General features: G+C 64.6%; 19 protein-coding genes. 9 read left to right on the forward strand and 10 right to left on the reverse strand.

All coding sequences use genetic code 11. The annotated features are described in order from the left end of the window. Positions 1 to 2: 2 nt before the first annotated feature. From BTM36_RS13865 to prfB, 6 genes are all read right to left on the reverse strand, one after another. Positions 3 to 437, reverse strand: a complete 435-nt coding sequence (locus tag BTM36_RS13865) for a histidine kinase (RefSeq protein WP_077236748.1) — start codon at positions 435 to 437, stop codon at positions 3 to 5. 179 nt (positions 438 to 616) lie between these two features. Next, a complete protein-coding gene (locus BTM36_RS13870) occupies positions 617 to 1,099 on the reverse strand; it encodes a DUF4118 domain-containing protein (protein WP_241811690.1) in 483 nt (160 codons plus the stop codon). Between the two features lie 152 nt (positions 1,100 to 1,251). Continuing rightward, the gene (locus tag BTM36_RS13875) at positions 1,252 to 2,163 is read right to left on the reverse strand and encodes a carboxylesterase (protein WP_006464028.1); all 912 of its coding nucleotides are present in this window, start codon (positions 2,161 to 2,163) and stop codon (positions 1,252 to 1,254) included. Positions 2,164 to 2,603: 440 nt separating this feature from the next. After that, positions 2,604 to 3,275 (reverse strand): glycine zipper 2TM domain-containing protein, encoded by a 672-nt coding sequence (locus BTM36_RS13880; RefSeq protein WP_077236750.1) that lies wholly within the window; start codon positions 3,273 to 3,275, stop codon positions 2,604 to 2,606. Positions 3,276 to 3,616: 341 nt separating this feature from the next. After that, complete coding sequence (lysS, locus tag BTM36_RS13885; protein WP_077236751.1) at positions 3,617 to 5,158, reverse strand: lysine--tRNA ligase; 1,542 nt, start codon at positions 5,156 to 5,158, stop codon at positions 3,617 to 3,619. Positions 5,159 to 5,233: 75 nt separating this feature from the next. After that, a protein-coding gene (gene prfB, locus BTM36_RS13890; RefSeq protein ID WP_139347154.1) for a peptide chain release factor 2 occupies positions 5,234 to 6,338 on the reverse strand; the annotation gives its coding sequence in 2 pieces (ribosomal slippage) (positions 5,234 to 6,256 and positions 6,258 to 6,338; 1,104 coding nt in all). A gap of 177 nt (positions 6,339 to 6,515) precedes the next feature. Between prfB and BTM36_RS13895 the strand changes: the two genes are divergently transcribed. Both BTM36_RS13895 and BTM36_RS13900 read left to right on the forward strand, forming a co-directional pair. Further along, positions 6,516 to 8,471, forward strand: a complete 1,956-nt coding sequence (locus BTM36_RS13895; protein ID WP_077236752.1) for a PhoX family phosphatase — start codon at positions 6,516 to 6,518, stop codon at positions 8,469 to 8,471. An 84-nt stretch (positions 8,472 to 8,555) separates the two neighbouring features. Further along, positions 8,556 to 9,281, forward strand: coding sequence for a hypothetical protein (locus BTM36_RS13900; RefSeq protein ID WP_077236753.1), 726 nt, complete (start codon positions 8,556 to 8,558; stop codon positions 9,279 to 9,281). On the opposite strand, the gene BTM36_RS13905 is transcribed toward BTM36_RS13900, so the two are convergent. The 4 genes from BTM36_RS13905 to BTM36_RS13920 all read right to left on the reverse strand — a co-directional run bounded on the left by BTM36_RS13905 (position 9,223) and on the right by BTM36_RS13920 (position 16,115). Continuing rightward, positions 9,223 to 10,908 (reverse strand): diguanylate cyclase, encoded by a 1,686-nt coding sequence (locus BTM36_RS13905; RefSeq protein WP_077236754.1) that lies wholly within the window; start codon positions 10,906 to 10,908, stop codon positions 9,223 to 9,225. The two genes, BTM36_RS13900 and BTM36_RS13905, sit on opposite strands and share 59 nt — an antisense overlap. Positions 10,909 to 11,107: 199 nt before the next feature. After that, positions 11,108 to 12,802, reverse strand: a complete 1,695-nt coding sequence (gene recJ / locus BTM36_RS13910; RefSeq protein WP_077236755.1) for a single-stranded-DNA-specific exonuclease RecJ — start codon at positions 12,800 to 12,802, stop codon at positions 11,108 to 11,110. Next, positions 12,799 to 13,878 (reverse strand): hypothetical protein, encoded by a 1,080-nt coding sequence (locus tag BTM36_RS13915; protein WP_077236756.1) that lies wholly within the window; start codon positions 13,876 to 13,878, stop codon positions 12,799 to 12,801. The genes recJ and BTM36_RS13915 overlap by 4 nt, the downstream gene beginning before the upstream one ends. Positions 13,879 to 13,970: 92 nt before the next feature. Further along, a complete protein-coding gene (locus BTM36_RS13920; protein ID WP_006464018.1) occupies positions 13,971 to 16,115 on the reverse strand; it encodes an ATP-dependent helicase in 2,145 nt (714 codons plus the stop codon). Positions 16,116 to 16,448: 333 nt separating this feature from the next. On the opposite strand from BTM36_RS13920, the gene BTM36_RS13925 reads away from it, so the two are divergent. The 7 genes from BTM36_RS13925 (at position 16,449) to BTM36_RS13955 (ending at position 26,094) form a co-directional block, all read left to right on the forward strand. Next, complete coding sequence (locus BTM36_RS13925) at positions 16,449 to 17,714, forward strand: lipoprotein-releasing ABC transporter permease subunit (protein ID WP_077236757.1); 1,266 nt, start codon at positions 16,449 to 16,451, stop codon at positions 17,712 to 17,714. Further along, positions 17,707 to 18,417 (forward strand): lipoprotein-releasing ABC transporter ATP-binding protein LolD, encoded by a 711-nt coding sequence (gene lolD, locus BTM36_RS13930; RefSeq protein ID WP_006464016.1) that lies wholly within the window; start codon positions 17,707 to 17,709, stop codon positions 18,415 to 18,417. The genes BTM36_RS13925 and lolD overlap by 8 nt, the downstream gene beginning before the upstream one ends. A gap of 91 nt (positions 18,418 to 18,508) precedes the next feature. Beyond that, positions 18,509 to 19,681 (forward strand): acetylornithine deacetylase, encoded by a 1,173-nt coding sequence (gene argE / locus BTM36_RS13935; RefSeq protein WP_077236873.1) that lies wholly within the window; start codon positions 18,509 to 18,511, stop codon positions 19,679 to 19,681. Positions 19,682 to 20,037: 356 nt separating this feature from the next. Then, a complete protein-coding gene (locus tag BTM36_RS13940; protein ID WP_077236758.1) occupies positions 20,038 to 20,844 on the forward strand; it encodes a TatD family hydrolase in 807 nt (268 codons plus the stop codon). Then, positions 20,844 to 23,333, forward strand: coding sequence for a DNA internalization-related competence protein ComEC/Rec2 (locus BTM36_RS13945; RefSeq protein ID WP_077236759.1), 2,490 nt, complete (start codon positions 20,844 to 20,846; stop codon positions 23,331 to 23,333). The genes BTM36_RS13940 and BTM36_RS13945 overlap by 1 nt, the downstream gene beginning before the upstream one ends. A gap of 98 nt (positions 23,334 to 23,431) precedes the next feature. Continuing rightward, positions 23,432 to 24,241, forward strand: a complete 810-nt coding sequence (locus tag BTM36_RS13950; RefSeq protein ID WP_174616855.1) for an alpha/beta fold hydrolase — start codon at positions 23,432 to 23,434, stop codon at positions 24,239 to 24,241. 200 nt (positions 24,242 to 24,441) lie between these two features. Continuing rightward, positions 24,442 to 26,094: a CTP synthase gene (locus BTM36_RS13955; protein WP_006464011.1), complete on the forward strand. Its 1,653-nt coding sequence runs from the start codon at positions 24,442 to 24,444 to the stop codon at positions 26,092 to 26,094. Positions 26,095 to 26,152 lie beyond the last annotated feature (58 nt).

Consider the following 26,152-nt stretch of genomic DNA (forward strand, 5'->3'; position numbering starts at 1 on the left):
GGTCAGAACGGTTCTGGCTGATGCAGACGTTGCTGCACGCACTGGGTGACCAGTTCCATGTAATCGGTGGCACGTTGCGGTTTGGCGGCGTACCAGATGCGGCCGTCCTGTTCGCGGGCGAAATCGCTGGACAGGGGCGCGGCGGTAAACAAGACCAGGGGGATGTGCGCCAGCGTCTGGTACACGCACAGCGTGCGCAGCAGCTCGTAGCCTTCGGTGCCGGGGAAACTGCGCGGGTCCAGCAGGATCAGCGTAGGCAGGTCGCGGGCGCGGCACAGGGCTTGCGTAAGCAGGGAGGCATTGGCCAGTTCGGCATCGTCGAACCATTCGAACTGGCAGGGCAGCTGGTTGCGCCAGAGCGTGAAGCGGGCCATTTCGATGGCATCGAGGTCGGCATCGATGACGAGGATGCGGGGCAGGTGATGGGTCAGGGACATGGCGGCCTCCTTGGCGAGATGTGCTGGTATGGGCTCATCTTAGGAGGGGCCGGCGACCGTGGGTATCAGGGGCTTCCTGATGCCGGCTTGCGTGGATAGCCTGGATGCGCGAGGCCTGTGGGGGAGGACTGGCCTGAAGGTTGATCAGGCCGGGATGATCAGGTCGATGGAGCTGTCACTCAGGCCTGTTCGCTGGCGCTGCTCTCGAACTGGCGGCTATATTCGGCACGCCGTGCCTGGTCGGATTCGATCAGCAGGCGGTAGCGGGTTTCCGACACGCGCCGTTGCAGCACGGCCGCATAACGCTCGCGCTGCAGCCATTCGATGATCACCGAGGCGGTCACCACGATGATGGTGTAGACCAGGATCATGAAGACGTCCTTGTCGTTGAGGCCATCCATCGTATAGAAGGGCTTGCGGAAGAAGAACATGGCCGTGGGGATGCTGATGGCCAGCAACCCCAGCGAATACACACAGCCGAACAGGTAGCTCATGACGATGCAGTTGACGGCGAAGAACACCATCGACAGCGCCTCGTCCACGAAGGGCGCCAGTGCATAGCGCAAGCCGAAGGCCGCAACGAATCCGAACGCGCTGACATACAGCGGGCGGAAGCCTTGCGGACGCCAGCTCTTGGCGTTCTTCAGTTTGATCAGGCTCATGAGGGCTTTGGCAGGGTGGTGCGTCGTGTCCATCTTCGTTTACATTGCGCGGTCGCGCAATATGCTCATGTTAAGAATCCAGTCTTTCAAAAGGCTGACCAGGCTCGTTTTTTCAAGGCAAGGTCGGCCCTGTTGTATCGGCGCAGCAGGCCCTAGTGACGGCGATCCTTGAGCGGCGAGGAATGGCCCAGGTACTTGCGGCTCAGTTCGTTGCCGTGGATCTCGATGCTGCGCTTGATGAACATCACGGTCTCGTTGGTAACGATTTCGCGCTCATTGTCCACGGTGATGATGTGATAGCAATCGCCCAGCCAGATCACCTTGCGGACCTCGGCATTGATGTGTTGCAGGATCACCTCGGCATTGCGCGGGGAAGCGGTTTCGTCGTCGATGGAATGGATGATCAGGGTGTCGGTACGCACCAGCGGCAGCGATTTGCGCACGAAGGCGATCATGCGCAGGGCGGCGCGCAGGTGGCGGGCCGGGATGGAGGCGGCGCCGACGGCGGCCACGCCATCCTTTTCCAGGGCAGCGGCGACGCGGCGGCGCATTTCGTAGTTCTTGATACCGTAGGGTTCGCTTTCCTTGTAGGACCAGTTGCGAAAGCCCATCTCATAGACCACGGTCAACAGTTTCCAGTACCAGGGCACCGACCAGCCGTCGTATTGCAGCACCGGCGAGAGCAGCACCACGGAAAGCAGGTCCTTGCTGCGGGCGGCCACCGCCAGGGCCAGCGTGGCGCCCATGGAAAGGCCACACAGCGAGACGGTCCTGAATTCTTCCTTGAGCCGGGCCACGCGGCTTTCGACCACGGCGCACCAGGCTTCCCAGTCGGGTGAGACGCGCGGATTGGTGAGCGCGGCGGAGTAGTTGTCGATGGTCAGCGGGATGACGGTGCAGCCGGCTTTCTTGAGCTGCTTGGGGATCGAGCCCATTTCGAGCTGGGAACCGCACAGGCCATGCAGCAGGATGACCGCATGATCCTTGTGGGGACCGCCGTGGCGGTCATCGTTGCGGGCCTCGGAGACCAGCGTGCTGCTGTCGGTGGATGACTGTGAGTCCATAAATCTTCAAACGCATTCGCGCCGGTCTGGCGCGTCTTGGCGAATCGTTCGCCCCCCGTTCAATACGAGTAAGCGGGCCGACGCTTGTCGCGTTCTGTTTCCCGAGTACCAATTCCGCTGCCATCCTGGCGGTAAGTTTTTGCGGAAGTCTAACTGCCGGCGCCAAATGTTTCCAGCGTTTATCAAGAACATTCTTACTGTGCCGGCTGAGGGGAGGCAGGTCTTGCCAACCGGCAGGAATATTTCCGAATCATGACACGTTAACGTCATAACACTGCTGTTGGTGCACAACACTTGCCTTTTGGTTCACTATTATTTTCCAATGGGCAACAATGGTTGGCAAATGTACGAAGGTGCAGGTTTTTGACCGACAAGAAAAAGCCCCTCGCACCGGAGTGCGAAGGGCTGGCTGATGAGACGGAGTGATCAGGGGAGTCGGATCAGCCGCGACCTTCCAGATGGCCGTTGACCACGCGTACCTGGTCGCCGACGCGCCAGTTTTCATTGCTCTGGGGGAAGCTGCGGGTCTTGCCGTTTTCCATGCGCACGTCGACCACATAGCTGGTGGTGGCGCGCACGTTCTTTTCCACTTCATTGCCGGCATAGCCACCGCCGACCGCGCCGGCGATGGTGGCCAGGGTACGACCGGTACCGCCGCCGATCTGATTACCCAGCAGGCCGCCGACCACGGCACCACCGGCGATGCCGACGCCGCTGGTGGGGGCGGCATGGCGCACGGCGCGCACGCCGACCACTTCACCGCAGCTATTGCAGATCGCCGGGGCGCGCTGTACTGCGGGCGCTGCAGCCTGGGTCGGATAGGCCGATTGCTGCGGTTGATAGGACGGGGCGCGCTGGGCTTGCTGCTGTGCGCTCAGGGTATTGGCGGGTGCGCCCGGGACTTGCGCGTTCTGATCCAGCGCCGCCAGCTGCTGCGGGGAATTCTCGCTCTTGGAGTTGGGCAGCAGGCCGGTCATGGCGGCCACGCCGATGAGGCTGACCAGGATCACGGCCACGGCAGCGCCGGCCATCAGCGGATGCAGGCGGCCGGAGGATGTCTTGGCGACGGCGTTGTTGCCGGTATTCAGGGGTTGTGTGTTGTTGGTTTCCATGATGACCTCTCTAGTTGTTCTGTTGTCGTTGAAGATTGGATGACTGGATTATGGAGTGGTCATCGGCCAAAAAAAATCCCGATTCTGTGTCAGTTGTAAAAACTTGTAATGTGGCAAAAACGGCCCGGGAGGCGGGTTTGCGGGATGACAACAGTCTTTGCGCCACGCAGGAGCGCAGCGGAAAGGGAAGATTGGCGCGGGGAGGGGAGCAAGCCGGGGGGAGTACGGCAGCAACAGGTGGGCAGGCTGTCTGCGAGGCAGAAATGGAAAGGGGACGGCGATGTCGCCGTCCCCTGGACGTCAATGCGGGGTGTCAGCCGACAGGCTTCAATCCTCGGCGATCAGTCTTCGCGACGCAGGTGCGGGAACAGGATCACGTCACGGATATTGGGCGAATCGGTGATCAGCATCATCAGGCGGTCGATGCCGATGCCGCAACCGCCGGCCGGGGGCATGCCGTATTCCAGGGCGCGGATGTAGTCGGCGTCGTAGTACATGGCTTCCTCGTCGCCGGCATCCTTGGCGGCCACCTGGGCCTGGAAGCGGGCGGCCTGATCTTCGGCGTCGTTCAACTCGGAAAAACCGTTCGCAATTTCACGGCCGGTGATGAACAGTTCGAAGCGCTCGGTAATGCCGGCCACCGTGTCCGATGCGCGCGCCAGCGGCGAGACTTCGACCGGGTAGTCGATGATGTAGGTCGGGTTCCACAGCTGCGACTCGGCGGTTTCTTCGAACAGCGCCAGTTGCAGCGCGCCGATGCCGGCGCCGGCCAGCGGGGCCTGGTCGGTCTTGACGCCGAACTTCTTCAGTTCGGTGCGCAGGAACTCGATGTCGGCCAGTTGCTCGGCGGTGTAGTTGGGGGCGTACTTGAGGATGGCACCGGTGATGGTCAGGCGGTCAAAGGGCTTGGACAGGTCCAGCTCGCGGCCCTGGTAGGTCAGCACGGCGGTGCCGTGGGCGTCGATGGCGGCCTGGCGGATCACCTGTTCGGTGAAGCCCATCAGCCACTGGTAATCCACGTAGGCGGCGTAGAACTCCATCATCGTGAATTCAGGGTTGTGACGCGGCGAGACGCCTTCGTTGCGGAAGTTGCGGTTGATCTCGAAGACGCGCTCGAAACCGCCCACCACCAGGCGCTTCAAGTACAGCTCGGGGGCGATGCGCATGAACATCTGCATGTCCAGCGCATTGTGGTGGGTGATGAAGGGCTTGGCCGCGGCGCCGCCCGGGATCGGGTGCAGCATCGGGGTTTCCACTTCCATGAAACCGTTGGTTTCCATGAAGCGGCGGATCGACGACATTGCGGCGGTACGGGCCTTGAAGGTGCGGCGGGTTTCCTCGCTCATGATCAGGTCGACGTAGCGCTGGCGGTACTTCATTTCCTGGTCGGCCAGGCCGTGGAACTTGTCGGGCAGTGGGCGCAGCGACTTGGTGATCAGCTTGAGCTTGGTGACCTTGACCGACAGTTCACCGGTCTTGGTCTTGAACAGCGTGCCCTCGGCACCCAGGATGTCGCCCAGGTCGTAGTGCTTGAAGGCGGACATGGCTTCTTCGCCGGTGACGTCACGGGTCACGTAGAGCTGGATGCGGCCATCGGCGCGCAGGCCAGAGGCATCCTGCAGGGTGGCGAAGGCCGCCTTGCCCATGACCCGCTTCAACATCATGCGGCCGGCCACGGTGACGGTCACCGGTTCGGCTTCCAGCGCTTCGTTCTCGAAGCCGTCGTATTGCGCGTGCAGGTCCGCGGCATTGTTGGCCGGGCGGAAATCGTTGGGGAAGGCGACGCCCTGCTCGCGGATGGCGGCCAGCTTGGCGCGGCGCTCGGCGATGATGCTGTTCTCGTCGGCTGCCGGCTGGGCGGCGGGGGTGTTTTGCGTGGTCATGGTTGGAATTCTTGAGGTTTGAACGGTAGCTCAGTCGGCAAACCGGCCGCGCAAGGACTGCGCGGCCGGCGTGGATCAGACGCCCTGTTTCAGCGAGGCTGCGATGAAGTCGTCGATGTCGCCATCGAGCACGGCCTTGGTGTTGCCGGTTTCGAAGTTGGTGCGCAGGTCCTTGATGCGGGACTGGTCCAGCACATAGGAGCGGATCTGGTGGCCCCAGCCGACGTCGGTCTTGGAGTCTTCCAGCTTCTGCTGCTCGCTCATGCGCTTGCGCAGTTCCAGTTCGAACAGCTTGGCGCGCAGCATGTCCCAGGCTTCGGCACGGTTGCGGTGCTGGCTGCGGTCGTTCTGGCATTGCACGACGATGCCCGACGGGGCGTGCGTCAGGCGCACGGCGGAGTCGGTCTTGTTGATGTGCTGACCACCGGCGCCGGAGGCGCGGTAGGTATCGACGCGCACGTCGGCCGGGTTGATCTCGATCTCGAAGGAATCATCCACCTCAGGGTAGACGAAGAGGCTCGAGAACGAGGTATGGCGGCCATTGGACGAGTCGAACGGCGACTTGCGCACCAGGCGGTGTACGCCGGTCTCGGTACGCAGGAAGCCATAGGCATAGTCGCCCTCGACCTTGATGGTGGCGGTCTTGATGCCGGCCACTTCACCGTCGGACTGTTCCATGATCTCGGCCTTGAAGCCCTTGCGCTCGCAATAGCGCAGATACTGGCGCAACAGCATGGAGGCCCAGTCCTGGGCTTCGGTACCGCCGGCGCCGGCCTGGATGTCGATGAAGCAGTTGTTGGCGTCCATGGGGCCGCTGAACATGCGGCGGAATTCCATCTCTTCCACCAGCTTCTTCAGGTTCTCGGCATCGGCCTCGATGGCGACGATGGTGTCCTCGTCCTTTTCCTCGCGTGCCATCTCGAAGAGGTCGCGGGCATCGGTGAGTTCACTGTCGATCTTGATGAGGGTATGGACGATCGCTTCCAGCGATTTCTTTTCCTTGCCGAGGTCCTGGGCCCGCTTCTGGTCGTTCCAGACGTTGGGGTCTTCCAGTTCGGCGTTGACTTGCTCGAGTTTCTCCGACTTCACATCGAAGTCAAAGATACCTCCGTAGCTCGGTGGCGCGGGTGGCCAGGTCGTCGAGCAGGGATTGGAGGGAATTGAGGCGTTCTGCTTCCATGATGGGTTCTTTTGCGATCAAACCTCACATTATACAAGAGGAGCAGGGGAGTTTCATCTCCGTCACGCGCCTGTCATTTTCGCTCGCTACCATCGGCGCGCTTGTTTTACTGACAAAAACCTGACGGTGGCGCACGGCGCTGCCCGATACCTGCCAGCCCCTACCGGAGAATCTTCGATGAGACAGCCTGCCGCCACGTCCCTCCCTTCCACCGTCGACCAGCCGCAAGCCGGTCGCCGCAGCCTGTTGAAGGCCATGACAGCCGCGCCGCTGCTGCCGCTGGCCGGTGGCCTGTCGGCCAGTGCCCTGCTGGCGGCCTGCGCCACGCCCGGTGCCGGCAAGCCCTTCGCCTCGGCGCGTTTTACCGGCATGCCGGCTCCCACTCTGGACAATCCGGCCGCCATGGCCTCCACCACCGTTGGTTCGGCGCTGGAGGTAACGTTTGCCGATGGCAGCAAGCAAAGCTACGAGCTGGCCTACCAGCCCTTCTTCATGACCGGCGACATGGTGCCGGACGGCCGTGGTGGCAGCATCCTGGCCGGCGGTTATCTGGACATCAACAACCAGCCCATCATCGACCGCTCGCTGCCCGGCCGTGAACGCCAGTTCTTCTCGGACTGCCCGGACGGCTCTTCGCTGTTGACCGTGCCGGGCGCCAAGGTGCCCGGCGTAAAGGGCAACGCGGTGTTTGCCGTGGTGCAATTCGAATACACCACCCGCGACCAGAAGCAGGCCGCCATGTATGGCCAGTTGCCTTCGCCCATCGCCGTGCTCACGCTGGACCAGGACCCGTCCTCGGGCAAGCTGTCGCTGGTGCAATACCACAACGTCGACACCTCCCAGGTCAATGGCCTGTGGATCACCTGCGGCGCCAGCCTGTCGCCCTGGAACACGCACCTGTCGTCGGAAGAATATGAACCGGACGCATCGGCCATTGCCTCCAACCCGCAATTCAAGGCCTTCAGCAAGAATCTGTACGGTGATGAAAACCGCGCCAATCCCTACCACTACGGCCATCTGCCGGAAGTGACGGTCAACCCCGACGGCACCGGTTCCATCAAGAAACACTACTGCCTGGGGCGCATCTCGCACGAACTGGTGCAGGTCATGCCGGACCAGCGCACCGTCCTGATGGGCGACGATGCCACCAATGGCGGTCTGTTCATGTTCATCGCCGATCGCGCCGCCGACCTGTCCTCCGGTACGCTCTATGTGGCGCGCTGGGAGCAGGTCTCGGGTGTCGGTCCGGGTGCCGGCAAGCTGTCCTGGGTACGCCTGGGCAGCGCCACCAGCGCCGAAGTCAAGGCCATGGCGGAGCGCTACAAGGCTTCCGACATCATGGATATCCGCACCACCGACCCGGCTGATGGCTCCTTCTCCAGGATTCCCTTCAACGGCAAGTTCAACTGGGTGCGCGTCAAGCCGGGCATGCAGAAGGCTGCCGCCTTCCTGGAAACCCACCGCTACGCCGCCCTGGCCGGTGGCAGCCTGGGGTTCACCAAGATGGAAGGCACCACCGTCAATGCCCGCGACAAGATCGCCTATTCGGCCATGTCCTATGTCCAGACCTCGATGCTCAACGGCTCCGGCCACATCAAGGTCGAAGGCCCCAAGGCCGGCGCCGTGTATGCGCTGAACCTGCGCGGCGGCCAGCGCGATGCCGGCGGCAATGTGATCGACAGCGAATGGGTGGCCATCGACATGGCCCCGCCGGCCGCGCTGGTGGGCGTGGACCTGAAGACCCCGGATGCCCTGGGCAACCTGGCCGATCAGGAACACATCGCCAATCCCGACAACATCAAGTTCTCCGAGAAGCTGCGCACGCTCTTCATCGGCGAAGACAGCGGCATGCACGTCAACAACTTCCTGTGGGCCTACAACGTCGATACCAAGGCGCTCACCCGCGTGTTGTCCTGCCCGGCTGGGGCCGAATCGACCGGCCTGCATGCGGTCGATGAAATCAACGGCTGGACCTATGTCATGAGCAACTTCCAGCACGCCGGTGACTGGGAGAAGGGCTTGCACGACAAGGTCAAGGACAAGCTCGATGCGCTGGTGCGGGCCAACTACAAGGACCGCTTCGGCGCCACTGTCGGTTACCTGACCGGTCTGCCGTACTCGGCCAGGAGCTGAGGCCGGGTCCGCCGTCGCGGCGGGCCGGCACGGAACGCAATCTGCTAGGATCGGTCCTATCAGCTCGTTTCGTCCTGCCCGCCGATGACAAGAACAACGCTGCTTCCCCTGTTGCTTCCCTGTGCCGCCTTGCTGGCGGCCTGCGCCAGCTCTCCCGCGCCGCACGGCCAGGTCAAGGGGGCCGAGGCCAGCTCGCGCGAGATGGGCCAGTCCGACAGCAATCGCGTGGCCACCCTGGCCATGCGCGCCAATCTGGATAGCCTGTATCTGCTGATGTCCAAGCTGTATCGGCGCAACCCGGCCGAATGGAAGAAGACCGCGACCACCCGGGAAGAGGCCGAAAAGAAGGTGCGTGACGCCATCGAACAGCGCCAGCCCTGGCCGGAACTGCAGGGCAAACGCGACATCGCTGCCATGACGCTGGCCTTGGCGCCGGACTTCAAGGGGGATAGGGTGGCGGCCTTCATCGATGCCACCGCTGACATGATCATCGTCGCCCATGGCAACAAGATCGAGTTCTTCCTGGTCGACGGGCTGGATGCCCAGCATCTCTACAACGCCGCCCGCAACGTCGAAATCGCCGCCTGGGTGCTCGCCAGCCGGCGCAACGCTAGCGGTGCGCCGTTGCTGCTCTCCGACGAAATCGGCGGGGAAGTGCGCAACCTCAGTTTCGAGCGGGAGTTCGGCAAGATCGTCGGGCGCCTGGACCTGATGGCCGAATTCAGCACCGAGCGTTACCGCCGGGCCGGCATCAGCTATGTGCAGAACCTGCTGGGCGGGTCGTTCCTGCAGTTCCTCCCGGTGCGCTGAGGTCCGTCTCCGGGCCGATCGCGCGCGCCGGCGCGATCACGTAGCAGCCGCGCCCATTGCCCTTGGCGGCATACATGGCCTTGTCGGCGGCCTGCAGCAGGCTGTCGGCGTCGCAACTGCCGTCGCAGACCGCGATCCCTACCGATACGCCGAGCCGGTACTCGCCCTGCGCCAGGTGCAGCGGTTCGGAGACTGCCTTGATGCACTTTTCGGCCAGCACCTGCGCGCCATGTTCATACGGCTCGCCGAGATCGGTGATCAGCAGCACGAATTCATCGCCCCCCACCCGCGCCAGCGTATCGCCGTGCCTTGCCACCTGGTGCAGGCGCCGGGTGACCTCCTGCAGCACCAGGTCGCCGGCCTTGTGGCCGAGGGTGTCGTTGATCGGTTTGAAGCCGTCCAGATCCAGGAACAGCAGGGCCACGCCGTTGCGTTCGCGGCAGGCATGGGTGAGCGCGGCTTCCATGCGCTCGGCCAGCATCATGCGGTTGGGCAAGCCAGTGAGTACATCGTGGTGGGCCTGATGCTGGAGTTCGGCCTGGTGCAGCTTGAGCCGCGAGAGCAGGCCGTTGAAGGCCATGGTCAGGTGGCCTACCTCATCGCGCCGTTCGACCGGCAGCGGCGACAGTGGCAGCTCGCCGCGCGTCATGCGATCGGCCAGGGCGGCGGCCCGTCGCAGCGGGCGGAAGAACCACAGGTAAGCCAGCACCAGCAGCAACACGACCATGACCCCCTGTATCACGCCACCGCGCGCAATCAGGGCGCGGGTGCGCTCTACCGTGGGCAAGGCTGCGGCCAGCGGCATGGTCACCGCCACCAGCCAGGGCGTGCCCGGCACCGAGGCAAAGGCCTTGATCTCGTTGACACCATTGGCCGCGATGCCCACGCCATTGCCCCGGTAGCCCGCCAGGGCCTGGTCCATCAATTCGTCCCGGCCGGCCGACGGCAGCTGAGTCAATACCAGGGCCTCGTCGCTGGAGGCGATGATCATCCTCTGCTGCGGCGACACCAGCAGGAAACTGCCGGTCGGTCCCAGCCGTGCCTGTTGCAGATGGTCCAGGAAGCCCGGTGCATTGAGTTCGCTGCTACCGCCCAGCACGCCCACGATGCGGCCGCTGGCGTCGCGCAGCGGCGTGAGAATGGCGATGATGGGTTTGCCGCTGGCAGGGCTGTTCAGGGGCGGACACAGAACGGTCGCACCCTGCAGCACGCGCTCGTAATCGGGGTAGTTGGTCAGGGATAGCGCGCGCCGGCCATCCAGGGTCGGGTAGTCGACCACGATGGTGCCATTGCCGTCGGCCACGAACAGGCCCTGTGCGAACAGCGGAAGCAGTTGCTGGTGATCCTGCAGCCAGCTGCGCATGGCGGCGCGGTCGCCCAACAGTGCGCTGGGAAAGTGGCTGGCCAGGCGTTCCAGATAGCTGGCACGCTCCTGCACGCGATAGCCGATGTCCTGCGCCAGGTAGCTGGCAATGGTGCTTTGCTGGTCGGCGGCGACCTGGGCCTGCTCCTTTTCGAGGAAGCCGATCAGGATGTTGTAGCGCAAGACCGCACTCACCAGAATCAGCAAGAGTCCGAACAGGGTGAGACGGGTCACCAGGCTGCAGTGAATGCGCTTGATCATCATCGGGTTGGTCTTGTTGTTATTGTCTGGAGCGGTCTCTAGCTGCCTTCAGTTTGGCAGGCTGAAAGTCGCTCCAAGCCAACATTGTGCCACTGCAACGCCACAATGTTGGCTTTTTTTTGTTCCCTTCTTGATGTCCTGTTTCCCTGCTGCAATCCTTGCGGGGCAAGGCTTTGCGCCCATTGGGGCAGAGGCGGGACGATCAGGCTGGCTCGGCGTGTTCGACCATCAGTTGCACGGTGGTCTTGCCGTTGTACTCGTTGGCATCCAGCCGGAACGCCACCTGGGCGTGGTCGGGCAAAGCGTCGGTGTGGCCGAACCAGATGGCGTCGTACTTGCGGCCGTTTTTCTCCAGTTGCAGCTTGAGGTGCTTCTCCTTGAGGATGCGCTGGCTGAGCACCCGGAAGTGATCGCAGAAGACCGGCGGCGCAAAGCCCTGGCCCCAGACCTGCTGGTCCATCAGGCTGATGAATTCCACCGAATAATAGGCATCCTCCAGCACCCCATCGGTCTCGATGACGCGCTCCAGCTGGTTCTGCGTGAGCCAGTCGCGGCCCACGGCCTCGAAGGCTTCGGCAAAGGCGTCGAAGGCCTCGGCATGGATGGTCAGCCCGGCCGCCATGGCGTGGCCGCCGAACTTGGTCATCACCGAAGGTGCGTGCTTGGACACCAGGTCCAGCGCGTCGCGCAGGTGGAAGCCCGCAATCGACCGGCCCGAGCCCTTGATGAAACCTTCGTCGCCGGGCGCGAAGGTGATGGTGGGTCGATAGAACTTGTCCTTCAGGCGCGAGGCCACGATGCCGATCACGCCCTGGTGCCAGGAGGCATCGAAAACAGCAATGGTGCGGCGATCGGCCGGGTTGAAGTCGTCCAGCAGCAAGAGGGCGGTGTCCTGCATGCCGGCTTCGATGTCGCGCCGCTCGCGGTTGATGGCGTCCAGTTGCTGGGCGATCGCCCAGGCCCGGCCTTCGTCGTCGGTGGTCAGGCATTCGATGCCCAGTGCCATGTCGGCCAGGCGACCTGCCGCATTCAGGCGCGGCCCCACGGCAAAGCCGAGGTCGAAGGGGGTGGCGCGGCGGGCTTCGCGCCCGGCCGCACGAAACAGTGCGGCAATGCCCGGATGCATCTTGCCGCTGCGCATGCGCTTCAAGCCTTGCGCCACCAGGATGCGGTTGTTGGCGTCCAGCTTGACCACGTCGGCCACCGTGCCCAGGGCTACCAGGTCCAGCAGGGTGTCCAGGCGTGGCTGGGTCTGGGCGTCGAAGAGGCCGCGTTTGCGCATCTCGGCGCGCAGCGCCAGCAGCACGTAGAACATCACGCCCACGCCAGCCAGGTTCTTGCTGGGGAAGCCGCATTGCGGCTGGTTCGGATTGACGATCACGCGCGCCTCCGGCAGGGCATCGCCGGGCAGGTGGTGATCGGTCACCACCACGTCGATGCCGCGCCGCTTGGCCTCGGCCACGCCGTCGATGCTGGCGATGCCGTTGTCGACGGTGACGATGATGTCGGGATTCTTTTCGCGCACCGTCAGTTCGACGATCTCGGGGGTGAGCCCGTAACCGTATTCGAAGCGGTTCGGCACGATGTAGTCCACCTGCGCGCCCAGCAGGCGCAGCCCGCGCAGGCCGACCGCGCAGGCAGTGGCGCCGTCGCAGTCATAGTCGGCCACGATCACCAGCTTCTTGCCGGCGGCAATGGCGTCGGCCAGGTAGCTGGCGGCAGCGTCGATATGGAGCAGGCCGGCGGGCGGGAACAGCGCATTGAGTTCGCTGGCCAGTTCGCGCGCGGTGGACAGGCCGCGTGCCGCGTAGACCCGCGCCAGGACCGGGTGGACGCCTTCGGCGATGAGTTGGTCGGCCTGGCCAGGGTGATAGGGGCGGGTGGCGACGCGGATCATGCGCAACGCTCCGCCAGCAGCGCCAGTGAGGGCTTGCGCCAGAAGCGCCGCAAGGCGCCACGGGTGACCGCAACCTCGACCAGGCGGTCAGACCCGGTCAGGACCAGGTTGACGGCTCCCAGCGTGTCGGCCCGCAGCGCCACCAGCAGCGGCGCCAGCCATTCGCGGTCCAGGTGTTCCAGGTGCTGCAGCCACAGGCCCCATTCCTCGGCCAGGGCCGCTTCGACCAGGGCATCCAGTACCAGCAGGCGGTGTCCGTCCCCGCGCAGGATGTCGTTCACCTGGCTCGCATTGGTATGGGCATGCGCATTGGCATGGGCCTGGTCGGCCTGCGCGCCATCGCCGAAGGCGCGCATCCAGCCGCGCAGGCCGAAGCGGGCGCCATAGCTATGCTGCGCGCGGGCACCGGCATCGGCGCCGCCCCAGATCCAGATGGAGTTGATGGCCTTCTGGCCACGCATTTCGCGCTGTTCGTTGAGCGCCTCGGCGAACCACTGCATCTGCACTTCGTTCTGCAGCTTGCGCCAGGCCAGTTCACCCGGGCCTTCCGGCATCCAGATGTCGACATTGCGGCCGCTGGCGGCGCTCGGTGTGGAGGTGCGCAGGCCAGCCCAGGCGTCGGCGCGGATGAACCAGGTGCGGGCGTCGCCATACACCAGTTCATGGCCGATCTCGGTAAACAGCGGCAGGGCGGCGGCGAACAGGCGTTGCGATTCTTCCTCTTCCAGCTGCAGCTGGCCGATGTCGGTCAGCACCAGATGGTCGCGGGCCACGTGGATGTGCGCCGGGTGCAGTACGAACCAGTGACCGGCGGCCGGTGCGTGGCCCAGGCCCTGCATCAATGCGGCGGCCGCAGCGGGGCTGGAATCCTGCGGGGCCGGCGGCAAGCCGAAGCGGCGGGCCAGCCAGTGTTCATGCGGCAGCGCCCGCGAAAACGGGTCGTGCGACTGCAGCGGTGTCGCCTTGCCACGGCCCAGCAGCATGGCCAGGGCGGGGGCCTTGCTCTGGCGCAGCAGGTCGCGGGCCAGCTCGGCCGGGGGCAGGGCGAAGGGAACGAGGATGTCGAGTTGATTCATGGGGCGCTATTTTAGCGGCTGGCGGGCCGCTTGGCCTGGGCGTCCCCTGCACAAAGCTTCACTTATCTGACTTAAGGCCCTTAAAAAACCGCTCAAGACTTGTTCCAGGCCTGTTTGGCGCGCTGGCGCACCAGCATGCGCACGCTCTCGGGCATGGGTGTGCGGGCGCCATTGGTCTCGGCCGACAGCCACAGGCTGTCTTCGAAATGGGGCAGCATGCGCGGGGTGATGAAGCGGCTGCGGATGGCGTTCACGTGGCGGTCGCCCTGGGCCGTCTGCTGGGTGATGTAGAAACGTTGCGGCACGATCAGGTGCAGATATTCCTTGGCCCGGGTCATGGCCACATAGAGCAGGCGGCGCTCTTCGGCGATCTCGGCCTCGCTGCCGGTGGCCAGGTCGGAGGGGATGCAGCCGTCCACCACGTTCAGCACATGCACCGAGCGCCATTCCTGGCCCTTGGCGGAGTGGATGGTGGAGAGCGTCAGGTAATCCTCGTCGCGATAGGGCGGCGCCGAAAAGTCGCTGCTGGATTCGGGCGGATCCAGCGTCAGCTCGGTGAGGAATTTCTCGCGCGAGGCATAGCCCCGGGCCAGCGCGGCCAGTTGCTCGATGTCGGCGGCGCGGGCGTCAGCGTCCTCGTAGCGTTGTTCCAACTGCGGCAGATACCAGTCGCGGGCGGCGTTGATGTCGGTCGGCCAGGCCGCGCTGGCGCGCCGCATCAGGGCATAGGTATCGGCGAAGGCCTGCCACTGCAGGGCGATATTGGCCGGGGCGCCGAAGTTGAGCAGGGCATCGGCCGGGTCGGCGGCGCCGGCCATCAGGTCCAGCACCTTGCGGGCGGTGGCCGGGCCGACCCCGGGAATCAGTTGCAGGGCACGCAGGCCGGCCATCCGCCCGCTGGGGTTGTGGGCCAGCCGCAGCAGGGACAGCAGGTCCTTGATGTGGGTGCTCTCCAGGAACTTGAGCCCGCCGAACTTCACGAAGGGGATGTTGCGGCGGACCAGTTCCAGCTCCAGCGCGGCGCTGTGGGTGGCGGTGCGGAACAGCACTGCCTGGGACTTGAGCGTCAGCCCTTCTTCGCGATGCGCCAGGATGCGGTTGGCGACCCAGCGCGCCTGTTCGGCTTCATCGGGGATGACCACCAGCTGCGGTTTCTGCGAGGAGGGTTTGTCACTCCACAGGTTCTTGAAGTGACGTTCCGGGGCATCGGCGATGACCGCATTGGACGCCTGCAGGATAGGCTGGGTGGAGCGGTAGTTCTGTTCCAGCGTCAGCAGCCGCGCCGGCTGGGTGAACAGCGAAGGCAGGTCGAGGATGTTGCGCACCGTGGCGCCGCGGAAGGAATAGATCGATTGGGCGTCGTCGCCGACGGCGGTCACACCGGCGCCATCGGGCTTCATGCGCTGCAGGATCTCGGCCTGCAGGCGGTTGGTGTCCTGGTATTCATCGACCAGCACGTGGTCGAAGCGGGCGCTGACGGATTGCGCGATTTCCGGGTCGGACAGCATGTCGGCCCAGAACAGCAACAGATCGTCGTAATCCAGCACGTGCTGGGCTTCCTTGGCATCCACATAGCGGGCGAAGAGTTCGCCCAGTGGCCGCTCCCACTCGCGGCACCAGGGGAAATGGACCTGCAGCACCTGGGCCAGGTCCTGGCGGGTGTTGACGGCCCGCGAATAGATCGCCAGGCAGGTGGCCTTGAGCGGGAAGCGCTTGTCGGTGGAAGACAGACCCATCTCGTGGCGCAGCAGGCCCATCAGGTCTTCCGAGTCACCCCGATCCTGGATGGTGAAGTCGTCTTCCAGGCCGATCACGCTGGCGTAGTCGCGCAGCAGGCGCGCGCCGATGGCGTGGAAGGTGCCGGACCAGGGCAGTTGCGGCGGGGCATCGCCAGCGGCCAGGCCCAGTACCTGGCGGATCACCTGGCCCACCCGGCGGCCCATGTCGCCGGCCGCGCGGCGCGAAAAGGTCAGCAGCAGGATGCGTTGCGGATCGGCGCCCTCCAGCACCAGCCGCGCTACCCGGTGCGCCAGGGTATTGGTCTTGCCCGAACCGGCGCCGGCCACGATCAACAGCGGCGTCTGCTGCGATGGCGGCAGGCCGCTACCGTGCTCGACGGCGGCGCGCTGTTCGGCATTGAGCCGGGCGAAGGGATCGCGCTCCTGTGCAGGGTCGTCGGCAGAGGCGGTCTGCGGGGCAGTGGACGCGGGCGCTTCCCGGGTGAGGTCTGGCAGCATGGGTGAGGGGCAGTTCAGGTGGAGACCGTGCAGGGCCGCCTTTGAGGGGCGGGCACAGGTGGATACTGTATATATAACCAGTTCATGATGCAACAGCCGGTGTGCAATGGAGATGAAACAGTTTGCACAGCAAGCCGCGAACCTCTGCCGTAGAAGTGAATCTATAGCCTGCACGCGGGAACGTGCGCAAGTGAAGGACAGGGGCCAGGGATGGGCCGGCTGTCCATTCTGTGGCAAACTTCGCGCTTTGTCTTCGCCCGTGTTGGCGTGCGGCGGGTCCGGTTTCGACGGGATTTCGCCGGCACATTTTGCAGGCCCTCTCCCGGAGCAATTTTGAGTCTGATTAAAAACCTGCCGTTCGAATGGCTGGTCGGTATCCGCTACACGCGGGCCGGCAAGCGCAGCGGTCGCAACAGTTTCATTTCCTTTATTTCCCTCATTTCCATGGCCGGAATCGGCCTGGGCGTGGCCGCGCTGATCGTGGTGCTGTCGGTGATGAACGGTTTCCAGAAGGAAGTCCGTGACCGCATGCTCTCGGTGCTGGCGCATATCGAGGTGTTCGACGCCTCCGGCTCCATGAAGGACTGGCAGAGCGTGGCCAAGCAGACCTTCCAGAACAAGGAAGTGCTGGGTGCGGCGCCCTATGTGTCCGGCCAGGCCATGATGACGCGCGACGACAACCTGCGCGGCGTGCTGGTGCGCGGCGTGCTGCCGGAAGAAGAACCCAAGGTCTCGGACGTGGCGCGCCAGATCAAGCAGGGCAGCTTCGATTCCCTGAAGCCGGGGGCATTCGACATCGTCCTCGGCAGCGAGCTGGCGCGCGGCATGCGCGTCGGCCTGGGCGACAAGATCACCGTGATCGTGCCGCAAGGGCAGGTGACCCCGGCCGGAGTGCTGCCGCGCCTGAAGCAGTTCACCGTGACCGGCATCTTCGAGGCCGGCCATTACGAGTTCGATTCCTCGCTGGCCTTCATCCACCTGCAGGACGCCGAGACCCTGTTCCGCATGGATGCGCCCACCGGGGTGCGCCTGCGCATCCGCGACATGTTGCAGGCGCCGGAGGTGACCCAGGAGCTGGCGCGCACCCTCAGCGGTGACCTCTACCTGCGCGACTGGTCGCAGCAGAACAGCAACTGGTTCGCCGCCGTCAAGACCGAGAAACGCATGATGTTCATCATCCTCACCCTGATCATCGCGGTGGCGGCCTTCAATCTGGTCTCCACGCTGGTGATGACGGTCACCGACAAGCAGGCCGACATCGCCATCCTGCGCACGCTGGGGGCGTCGCCCGGTTCCATCATGAAGATCTTCGTGATCCAGGGCGCGCTGGTGGGCCTGATCGGGACCGCTGCCGGGGTCGCCCTGGGGGGGGCGGTGGCACTGAACATCGATGTGCTGGTGCCGGCCATCGAGCACGCCTTCCATGTGCAGTTCCTGCCCAAGAGTATTTATGTGATTTCCGAATTGCCCTCCGACCTCATCTGGTCGGACGTCTATATCATCGGCGGCGTGGCCGTGGTACTGGCTTTCCTGGCCACGCTGTACCCGAGCTGGTCGGCAGCCCGCGTCAAACCGGCGGAGGCGCTGCGCTATGAATGATTCGATCCTGAACCGCCAGGCGGTGCTGTCTGCACGCGGCCTGGGCAAGACCTTCACCCAGGGAAAGTATTCGGTGAAGGTGCTGGGCAATGTGGATATCGATGTCTACCACGGTGAGCAGGTCGCCATCGTTGGCGCTTCCGGCTCCGGCAAGTCGACCCTGCTGCATCTGCTGGGCGGGCTCGATACCCCCAGCGCCGGTACCGTCAGCCTGCAGGGCAAGGACTTTGCCAGCCTGGGCGAGAGCGAGCGCGGCGCGTTGCGCAACCAGTCGCTGGGCTTTGTCTACCAGTTCCACCACCTGCTGCCGGAATTCTCGGCGCTGGACAACGTGGCCATGCCGCTGATGATCCGCCGCGTCAAGCGCGCCCAGGCGCAGGAGCAGGCCCGCGAGATGCTGGAGAAGGTGGGCCTGGCCCAGCGCGTGACCCACGTGCCGGGCGAGCTCTCGGGTGGCGAGCGTCAGCGCGTGGCGCTGGCGCGCGCGCTGGTCACGCGACCGGCCTGCGTGCTGGCCGATGAGCCGACCGGCAACCTGGACCGCAGCACGGCCGACCGCACCTTCGAACTGATGATCGAACTCTCGCGCACGCTGGGCACGGCCTTCGTCATCGTCACCCACGACGGCGAACTGGCCGGTCGCTGCGGGCGCGTGCTGCGCCTGTCGGAGTTGGGTCTGCGTGCGGTGACGCAGCAGGGCTGACGCAATCCGGGTAAGCTTGCAGTTTTCCGCCGCCGTCTCCATGAAAGACGGCGGTGTGCTTTTGAACAGATGGAACATGGAGTCAGTGAACATGAATACCCGCCAATGGCTAGAGACCCTGGTCGCCTTCGATACCACCAGCCGCAATTCCAACCTGGAACTGATCACGACTGTGCGTGACAGTCTGGAAAAGCAGGGCATCTCCTCCTGGCTGGCGCACAACAAGGAGCAGACCAAGGCCAACCTGTTCGCGACCCTGCCGGCCACGGCCGGTCCCAATGCCGGCAGCACCGAAGGCGGCATCGTGCTCTCCGGCCACACCGACGTGGTGCCGGTGGATGGCCAGAAATGGGATACCGATCCTTTCAAGATCACCGAGAAGGATGGCAGCCTGTTCGGTCGCGGCACCTGCGACATGAAGGGTTTCATCGCCACCTCGCTGGCCCTGGTGCCGGAATTCCTGGCCATGCCGCGTACCAAGCCGATCCACCTGGCCTTTTCCTATGACGAGGAAATCGGCTGCATCGGCGCGCCGGTGATGCTGGAAGAGATCGTCAAGCGCGGTATCAAGGTGGACGGCTGCGTGGTCGGTGAACCCACCAGCATGAACGTGGTGGTAGCGCACAAGGGCATCAACGTATTCGCCTGCAAGGTGCACGGCAAGTCGGCGCACTCCTCGCTCACGCCACAGGGCTGCAATGCCATCGAGCACGCGGCTCGCCTGATCTGCGCCATCCGCGACTTTGCCGATGGCTACAAGGCCAATGGCCCCTACGACCAGTTCTTCGACGTGCCTTTCAGCACCATGACCACCAACCAGATCCGTGGCGGCATTGCGGTCAACACCATCCCCGAGCTGTGCGAGTTCACCTATGAATTCCGCAACCTGCCGGGCATGAGCGTGGCCGACATCCAGGCCCAGATAGACAAGTACGTCGCCGAGGTGCTGCTGCCGAAGATGCGCAGCGAATTCCCGGAGGCCCGCATCGAGATCGACAACTTCGCCGGCAGCCCGGCGCTGGAAGCGGTGGAGCAGGCGGCCATCACCGAACTGGTGCGCGCCCTCACGGGAGACCGCGAGACCCGCAAGGTGGCCTATGGCACCGAAGCCGGGCTGTTCCAGCAGATCGGCATCCCCACCATCGTCTGCGGTCCTGGCGACATCGGCAATGCCCACAAGCCCAACGAGTTCGTGACGCTGGCCCAGATGGAGCGCTGCGAGCAGTTCCTGCGCAAGCTGGGCAAGTCGCTGCAGCCGGCCTGATCCGGCCTTGCCGTCCATTGAGACTGGGGAGGACGTGAAGGGCACAAAGGACAGAAAGGACAGAAAGGACGCGAATGATCGCGTCCTTTTTTACGTCCGCATTCAGACTTGTTTCACCCGTGTATCCGAAGAAGTGCGGGGTAATTCTTTACGATTGTTAATGGCTGCAAGCGTGGCTTAGACGGTAAACTGCCGTCTCTGGCTCCGGGGCGTCCCGGAGTTGCTGTAAAAATAATAATGCGCTTCGGGGGAAGCAAGCCGGACAGGCAAGGGTGCGATCCCCGTGGCGTGTGTCGTCATCCGGAAGCGTTCTCCCGTGGGCGGGGTTTCCGATTTTTCGCCAGGCCAGCCAAACCATGTGGGTCGATACGCACTGTCATCTCGACGCCGGAGAATTCGGCGCCCGTTCCCCAGCCGTTGCCGACGAGGCCGCGCAGGCCGGGGTGCGGGCCATCGTGATCCCGGCCATCGCGCGCGTCAATTTCGACACGGTCGGGCGCCTGGCGCGGCAAGTCGGCAATGCGGTCTATGCGCTGGGCATCCATCCGCTGTATGTGCCCACGGCCCAGGAAGCTGACCTGCAGGTGCTGCGCGAGGCCATCGCCAGTGCGCTGCAAGACCCGCTGTTCGTGGGCATCGGCGAGATCGGGCTGGATTTCTTCGTGCCGGCCCTGAAGGAGGCGCCGCTGCGGGAAAAGCAGGAGTTCTTCTTCGCCGAACAGCTGAAGCTGGCGCGTGACTTCCAGCTGCCGGTGCTGCTGCACGTGCGGCGTTCGCAGGACATCATCTTGAAGCATCTGCGCCGCATCCGCGTTCCCGGCGGCATCGCCCATGCCTTCAACGGCAGCGACCAGCAGGCGCGCACCTTCGTCGAACTGGGGCTGCACCTGGGCTTCGGCGGCGCCATGACCTTCCCGCGTTCGCTGCAGATTCGTCGCCTGGCGGCCGAATTGCCGTTGTCGTCCATCGTGCTGGAGACCGACGCGCCCGATATCTCGCCGGCCTGGCGCCACCCCGACATCAATACCCCCGACCAGATTCCGCGCATCGGCGAGGTCCTGGCCGAGCTGCGCCAGATGCCGCTGCACGAGATCGCGGCTGCCACCACCGCCAATGCCCAGGCCGCGCTGCCGCGGCTGGCGCACGCCGGGCTGGGTCTCTGATGCGCGCACTGATCATCGGTTTCGCACTGGGTGCAGGCCTGCTGCAACTGCAGTCGCAGTTGCCCGGCATCGAGTGGTATGTGATCGGGCTGGTGCTGGCGGGCTTGCTGGCCTTCACCGCCCGCCGCTTCTGGCAACCCTTCCTGCGCGTGCCGCTGCTGCTGACCTGTGGGGCCTGGCTGGGTTTCCTGTGGGCGGCTTCGTTTGCACTCTATTACCTGGATCAGGAGCTGCCAGCGGCCTGGGAAGGGCATGACGTCACCGTCATCGGTACCGTGGCCGATCTGCCTTCGCCGACGGGGCAGGGCCTGCGTTTCCGTTTCGATGTCGAACAGGTGGTGCTGCAGGGCGGGGTGAAGCCGCCCATCCCGCCACGGCTGGCCTTGAGCTGGTATGGCAACCAGCGCTACCAGGCGCCCACCGAGGATGGCGAACAGGCTGCGCCGGCGCGGCTGGCCTTGCCGGACCTGCAGCCGGGCGAGCGCTGGCGCCTGCAGGTGCGCTTGAAGCGTCCGCATGGCAATGCCAATCCGGATGGCTTCGACTATGAATTGTGGCTGCTGCAGGATGACGTGCGGGCCACCGGCTATGTGGTTGGGCGGCCGGCAGCGGCTTCCGCGTCTGCCTCGGCGGTGAATCGTCGTCTCGATGCCTTCGTATGGACGCCCTGGCATGTGATCGATACCGCACGTGGCTGGTTGCGCGACCGCGTCGACCAGGCCTTGCCGGATGCGCCCTATGCGGGCGTGATCGCGGCGCTGGTCATGGGCGACCAGCGCGGCATCAGCCAGGCCGACTGGAATGTCTTCAACCGCACCGGCATCGGTCACTTGATGGCCATCTCCGGCTTGCACATCACCATGCTGGCGGCCTTGTGCGGCGGTCTGGCCAGCTGGCTGTGGCGGCGCTCCTTCTTCACCGGCGCGCAGTTGCCGCTGCGCCTGCCGGCGCAGAAGGTGGCGGTCATCGTCGGCATGCTGGTGGCCCTGCTGTATGTGTTGCTGGCCGGGTTTGGCGTGCCGGCGCAGCGTACGCTCTACATGCTGGTGGTGGTCGGCATCGCCTTCTGGCGCGGGCGCATCGTGCGGGTCTCGGTGGTGCTGTGCCTGGCGCTGGCGCTGGTAGTGCTGCTGGACCCGTGGTCGCTGATGTGGCCGGGTTTCTGGCTGTCGTTCGGGGCGGTGGCCCTGCTGCTGTATGGCACGGTGGGGCGCATGCAGCCGCCGCAGGCGATGGCCGCCGCCGCGGCCAGCAAGCACTGGGGCGCGGCGCTGGTGCAGCGGATCAAGGAGGCCAGCCACGCGCAATACGTGGTCACGCTGGGCCTGGTGCCGCTGACGATGCTGCTGTTCGGGCAGTATTCGCTGGTCAGTCCCATTGCCAATGCCATCGCCATTCCGCTGGTGTCATTGGTGATCACGCCGCTGGCGCTGGTGGGTAGCGTGCTGCCGACCGTGCTGGCGCAGTTCGTGCTGCAGGTGCCGCACCTGCTGCTGGTGTGGCTGGCCGATCTCCTGCAGGCGCTCAGTGCCATGCCGTGGGCGGTCTGGCAGACGCCCTTGCCCAATGGCTGGGTGTTCGCCCTGGCCCTGGGCGGCACCTTGCTGGTGCTGGCGCCGCGCGGCTGGCCGGTACGCTGGCTGGGCTTGTTCGGCTGGCTGCCGCTGCTGCTCAATGCCCCCGTGGCACCGGCCGAAGGCACCATGCGGGTGACCGCCTTCGATGTCGGGCAGGGCATGGCGGTGCTGGTGGAAACCCCGGGCCATCGCCTGCTGTATGACACCGGTCCCTATTACAGCGCCGAATCGGACGGTGCGACCCGGGTGATCCTGCCGTATCTGCGCGCGCGGGGCATCGATCATCTGGATCGGGTGGTGATCTCGCACAATGACAATGATCATTCGGGCGGGGCCGTGTCCCTGTTCAAGAACATGGCCGTGGACAGCGTGTATTCGTCGCTGGCGGAGGATAGCCCCATCCTGCGCGTAGCACCGCTGGCCACGCGCTGCGAGGCGGGTCAGTCGTGGAACTGGGACGGCATCGGCTTCACCATGCTGCATCCCACGCCAGCCAGCTATGAGAGCGACAAATGGCGTCCCAATGCGCGCAGTTGCGTGCTGAAGGTGCAGATCGGCCGGCAGTCGGTGCTGCTGGCCGGAGATATCGAGGCGGTGCAGGAAGACGAACTGGTCAACGGTCGCATGGCCGAGCGCCTGCCTTCGACGGTGCTGCTGGCGCCGCATCATGGCAGCGGCACCTCGTCCACCGAACCCTTCCTGCGGGCGGTGCGGCCGGAGCTGGCGGTGTTCCAGGTCGGGTACCGCAATCGCTTCAACCATCCCAGGCCGGATGTCTACGAGCGCTATGGCCGGCTGGGCATACGCCGTCTGCGGACCGACGAATCCGGCGCGCTGACCATGACCCTGGGCGACCAGTTGCAAGTGGAGCAATATCGCAAGCAGCACGCGCGCTACTGGTACGGCCGCTAGGCCTGCACTGAGGTGCATTTCGCGATGCGGGAAAATAGCACGCTCGCGGCCCTGGCCGTTTTGCTATGCTGCCGCCATTGTCTTGCATCCCGGTCTCCATGCCCCTTCCCATCCTGCATTTTGCCCATGCCAACAGTTACCCGGCGGGTACCTATGGCATGTTCTTCGACCAGTTGCGCGTCCATTACGATGTGCGCGCCCTGGCCATCCATGCCCATGATCCGCGCTTTCCGGTCGATGACGGCTGGCGCACCCTGGCGCGGGAGCTGCGTGAGGAGCTGGAGCGCAGCTACCACGCGCCGGTGATCCTGGTCGGCCATTCCATGGGCGGCATCCTGTCACTGATGGCGGCCCGCAAACGCCCGCAGCTGGTGCGCTGCGTGGTGCTGCTGGATTCGCCGATCGTGGCGGGCTGGCGGGCGCAGGTGTTGCGCCTGTCCAAGCTGTTCAAGTATGAGAGCCGCTACTCGCCCTCGGTGGCGTCGGCACGGCGGCGCGAGCACTGGCCCGATATCGAGGCGGCCTACCAGCACTATGCGGCCAAGGCGCTGTTCGCGGCCTGGCCGCAGCAGGTGCTGCGTGACTACGTGGCACACGGCCTGGAGCCGCACGCCGGTGGGGGAGTGCGCCTGCGGTTCTCGCGCGAGACCGAAACGGCGGTCTATCGCACCATTCCCCATCATCTGGGACGTGTCCTGCGCCAGCCTTATCCGGTGCCGATCGGCTTCGTCGGCGGTACCGATTCGGTGGAATGCCGGCTGGCCGGGCTGGAGGCCACGCGCCGGCTGGTGGGGCCGCACTTCCGCCAGATTCCCGGCGGCCATCTGTTCCCGATGGAGTCGCCCGTACAGGCCGCCCAGGCGACGCACGCCATGATAAGCGAGCTGTTGCAGGGCCGGCCGGGCTGAACCAAACTGCACATACAGAGTCAAGAAGCTGAACCGTGGCTGAAGCCTATAAGAGGCCCGCTCCGGTAAGTATGTTTTCCTGCTGCAAGTTTGGCGAAGTCGCGACATCGGCGACACTTATCGCAGGCTGTCTTAAAAAACGAGCGCATTTTGGGGTATAATTTGAATTTCCCGCATGTGCCGTTCGGCACTCATCTGTAATGACCAAGTTTGTATTTGTCACTGGCGGCGTCGTGTCTTCCCTGGGTAAAGGGATTGCCGCCGCGTCCCTGGCTGCGATCCTCGAATCGCGCGGCCTCAAAGTCACCCTCCTCAAGCTCGATCCCTACATCAACGTCGACCCCGGCACGATGAGCCCGTTGCAACACGGTGAAGTGTTCGTCACCGACGACGGCGCCGAGACCGACCTCGACCTGGGCCACTACGAGCGTTTCATCTCGGCCAAGATGAAGAAGGTGAACAACTTCACCACCGGCCAGGTGTATGAATCGGTGATCCGCAAGGAGCGCCGTGGCGAGTACCTGGGCAAGACCGTCCAGGTGATTCCGCACATCACCAACGAGATCCAGGAATTCATCCATCGTGGCGCCGAAGGCTTTGACGTGGCGCTGGTGGAAATCGGCGGCACCGTCGGTGACATCGAATCGCTGCCCTTCCTGGAAGCGGCGCGCCAGCTGAGCCTGCGCTCGGGCCGCAACGCCACCGCCTTCGTGCACCTGACGCTGGTTCCCTTCCTGGCCTCGGCCGGCGAACTCAAGACCAAGCCCACCCAGCACAGCGTGCAGAAGCTGCGCGAGATCGGCATCCTGCCCGACGCACTGCTGTGCCGTGCCGACCGCCGCATCCCGGACGACGAACGCGACAAGATCTCGCTGTTCTCCAACGTGCCGGCCGATGCCGTCATTTCTGTCTGGGATGCCGATACCATCTATAAGATTCCGCAGATGCTGCACGACCAGGGTCTGGATACCATCATCTGCGAAAAGCTGGGCCTGTCGCCCAAGGCGGCCGATCTGTCGATGTGGGACAAGCTGATCGATGCGCAGAACAATCCTTCGCACGAAGTCACCATCGGCATGGTCGGCAAGTATGTCGACCTGACCGAGTCCTACAAGTCGCTGACCGAAGCGCTGCGCCACGCCGGCATCCATACCGGCAGCCGCGTCAACATCGAGTACCTGGATTCGGAAGAGATCGAAGCCAACGGTACCGACGGTCTGGGCAAGTACGACGCCATTCTGGTGCCGGGCGGCTTCGGCAAGCGCGGTGTGGAAGGCAAGATCGCCGCCGCCCGCTATGCCCGCGAAAACAAGGTGCCTTACCTGGGCATCTGCCTGGGCATGCAAGTGGCGCTGCTGGAATACGCCCGCAACAAGGCGGGACTGACCAAGGCCAACTCGACCGAGTTCGATCCGGACACCGAACAGCCGGTCGTGGCCCTGATCGACGAATGGCAGAACCACGATGGCAAGGTCGAGCGTCGCGATGCCAATTCCGACCTGGGCGGCACCATGCGCCTGGGTGCGCAGACCTGCGCCGTCAAGCCGGGTACCCTGGCCGCGGAAATCTACGGCGACAGCGTGACCGAGCGTCACCGCCATCGCTATGAGGCCAACAACTTCTACCTCGGTCGCGTGGAAGAGGCCGGCATGGTGGTCTCGGCCCGTACCCCGTCCGAAGATCTGTGCGAGATCATGGAATTGCCGCGCTCCGGCGAGAACGCTCACCCGTTCTACATCGGCGTGCAATACCACCCGGAGTTCAAGTCCACTCCGCGTGACGGCCATCCGCTGTTCATCTCGTACATCCGCGCGGCGCTGGCGCATCACGCGGCAATCAAAGGCCAGGCGTGACGGTCTGAACGTGTGCATGAAACGGCTGCCGTCGGGCGGCCGTTTCATCATGGGCGCC

The organism is Herbaspirillum sp. VT-16-41 (genome assembly GCF_001994935.1).
Classification (GTDB): Bacteria; Pseudomonadota; Gammaproteobacteria; order Burkholderiales; family Burkholderiaceae_D; genus Herbaspirillum; species Herbaspirillum frisingense.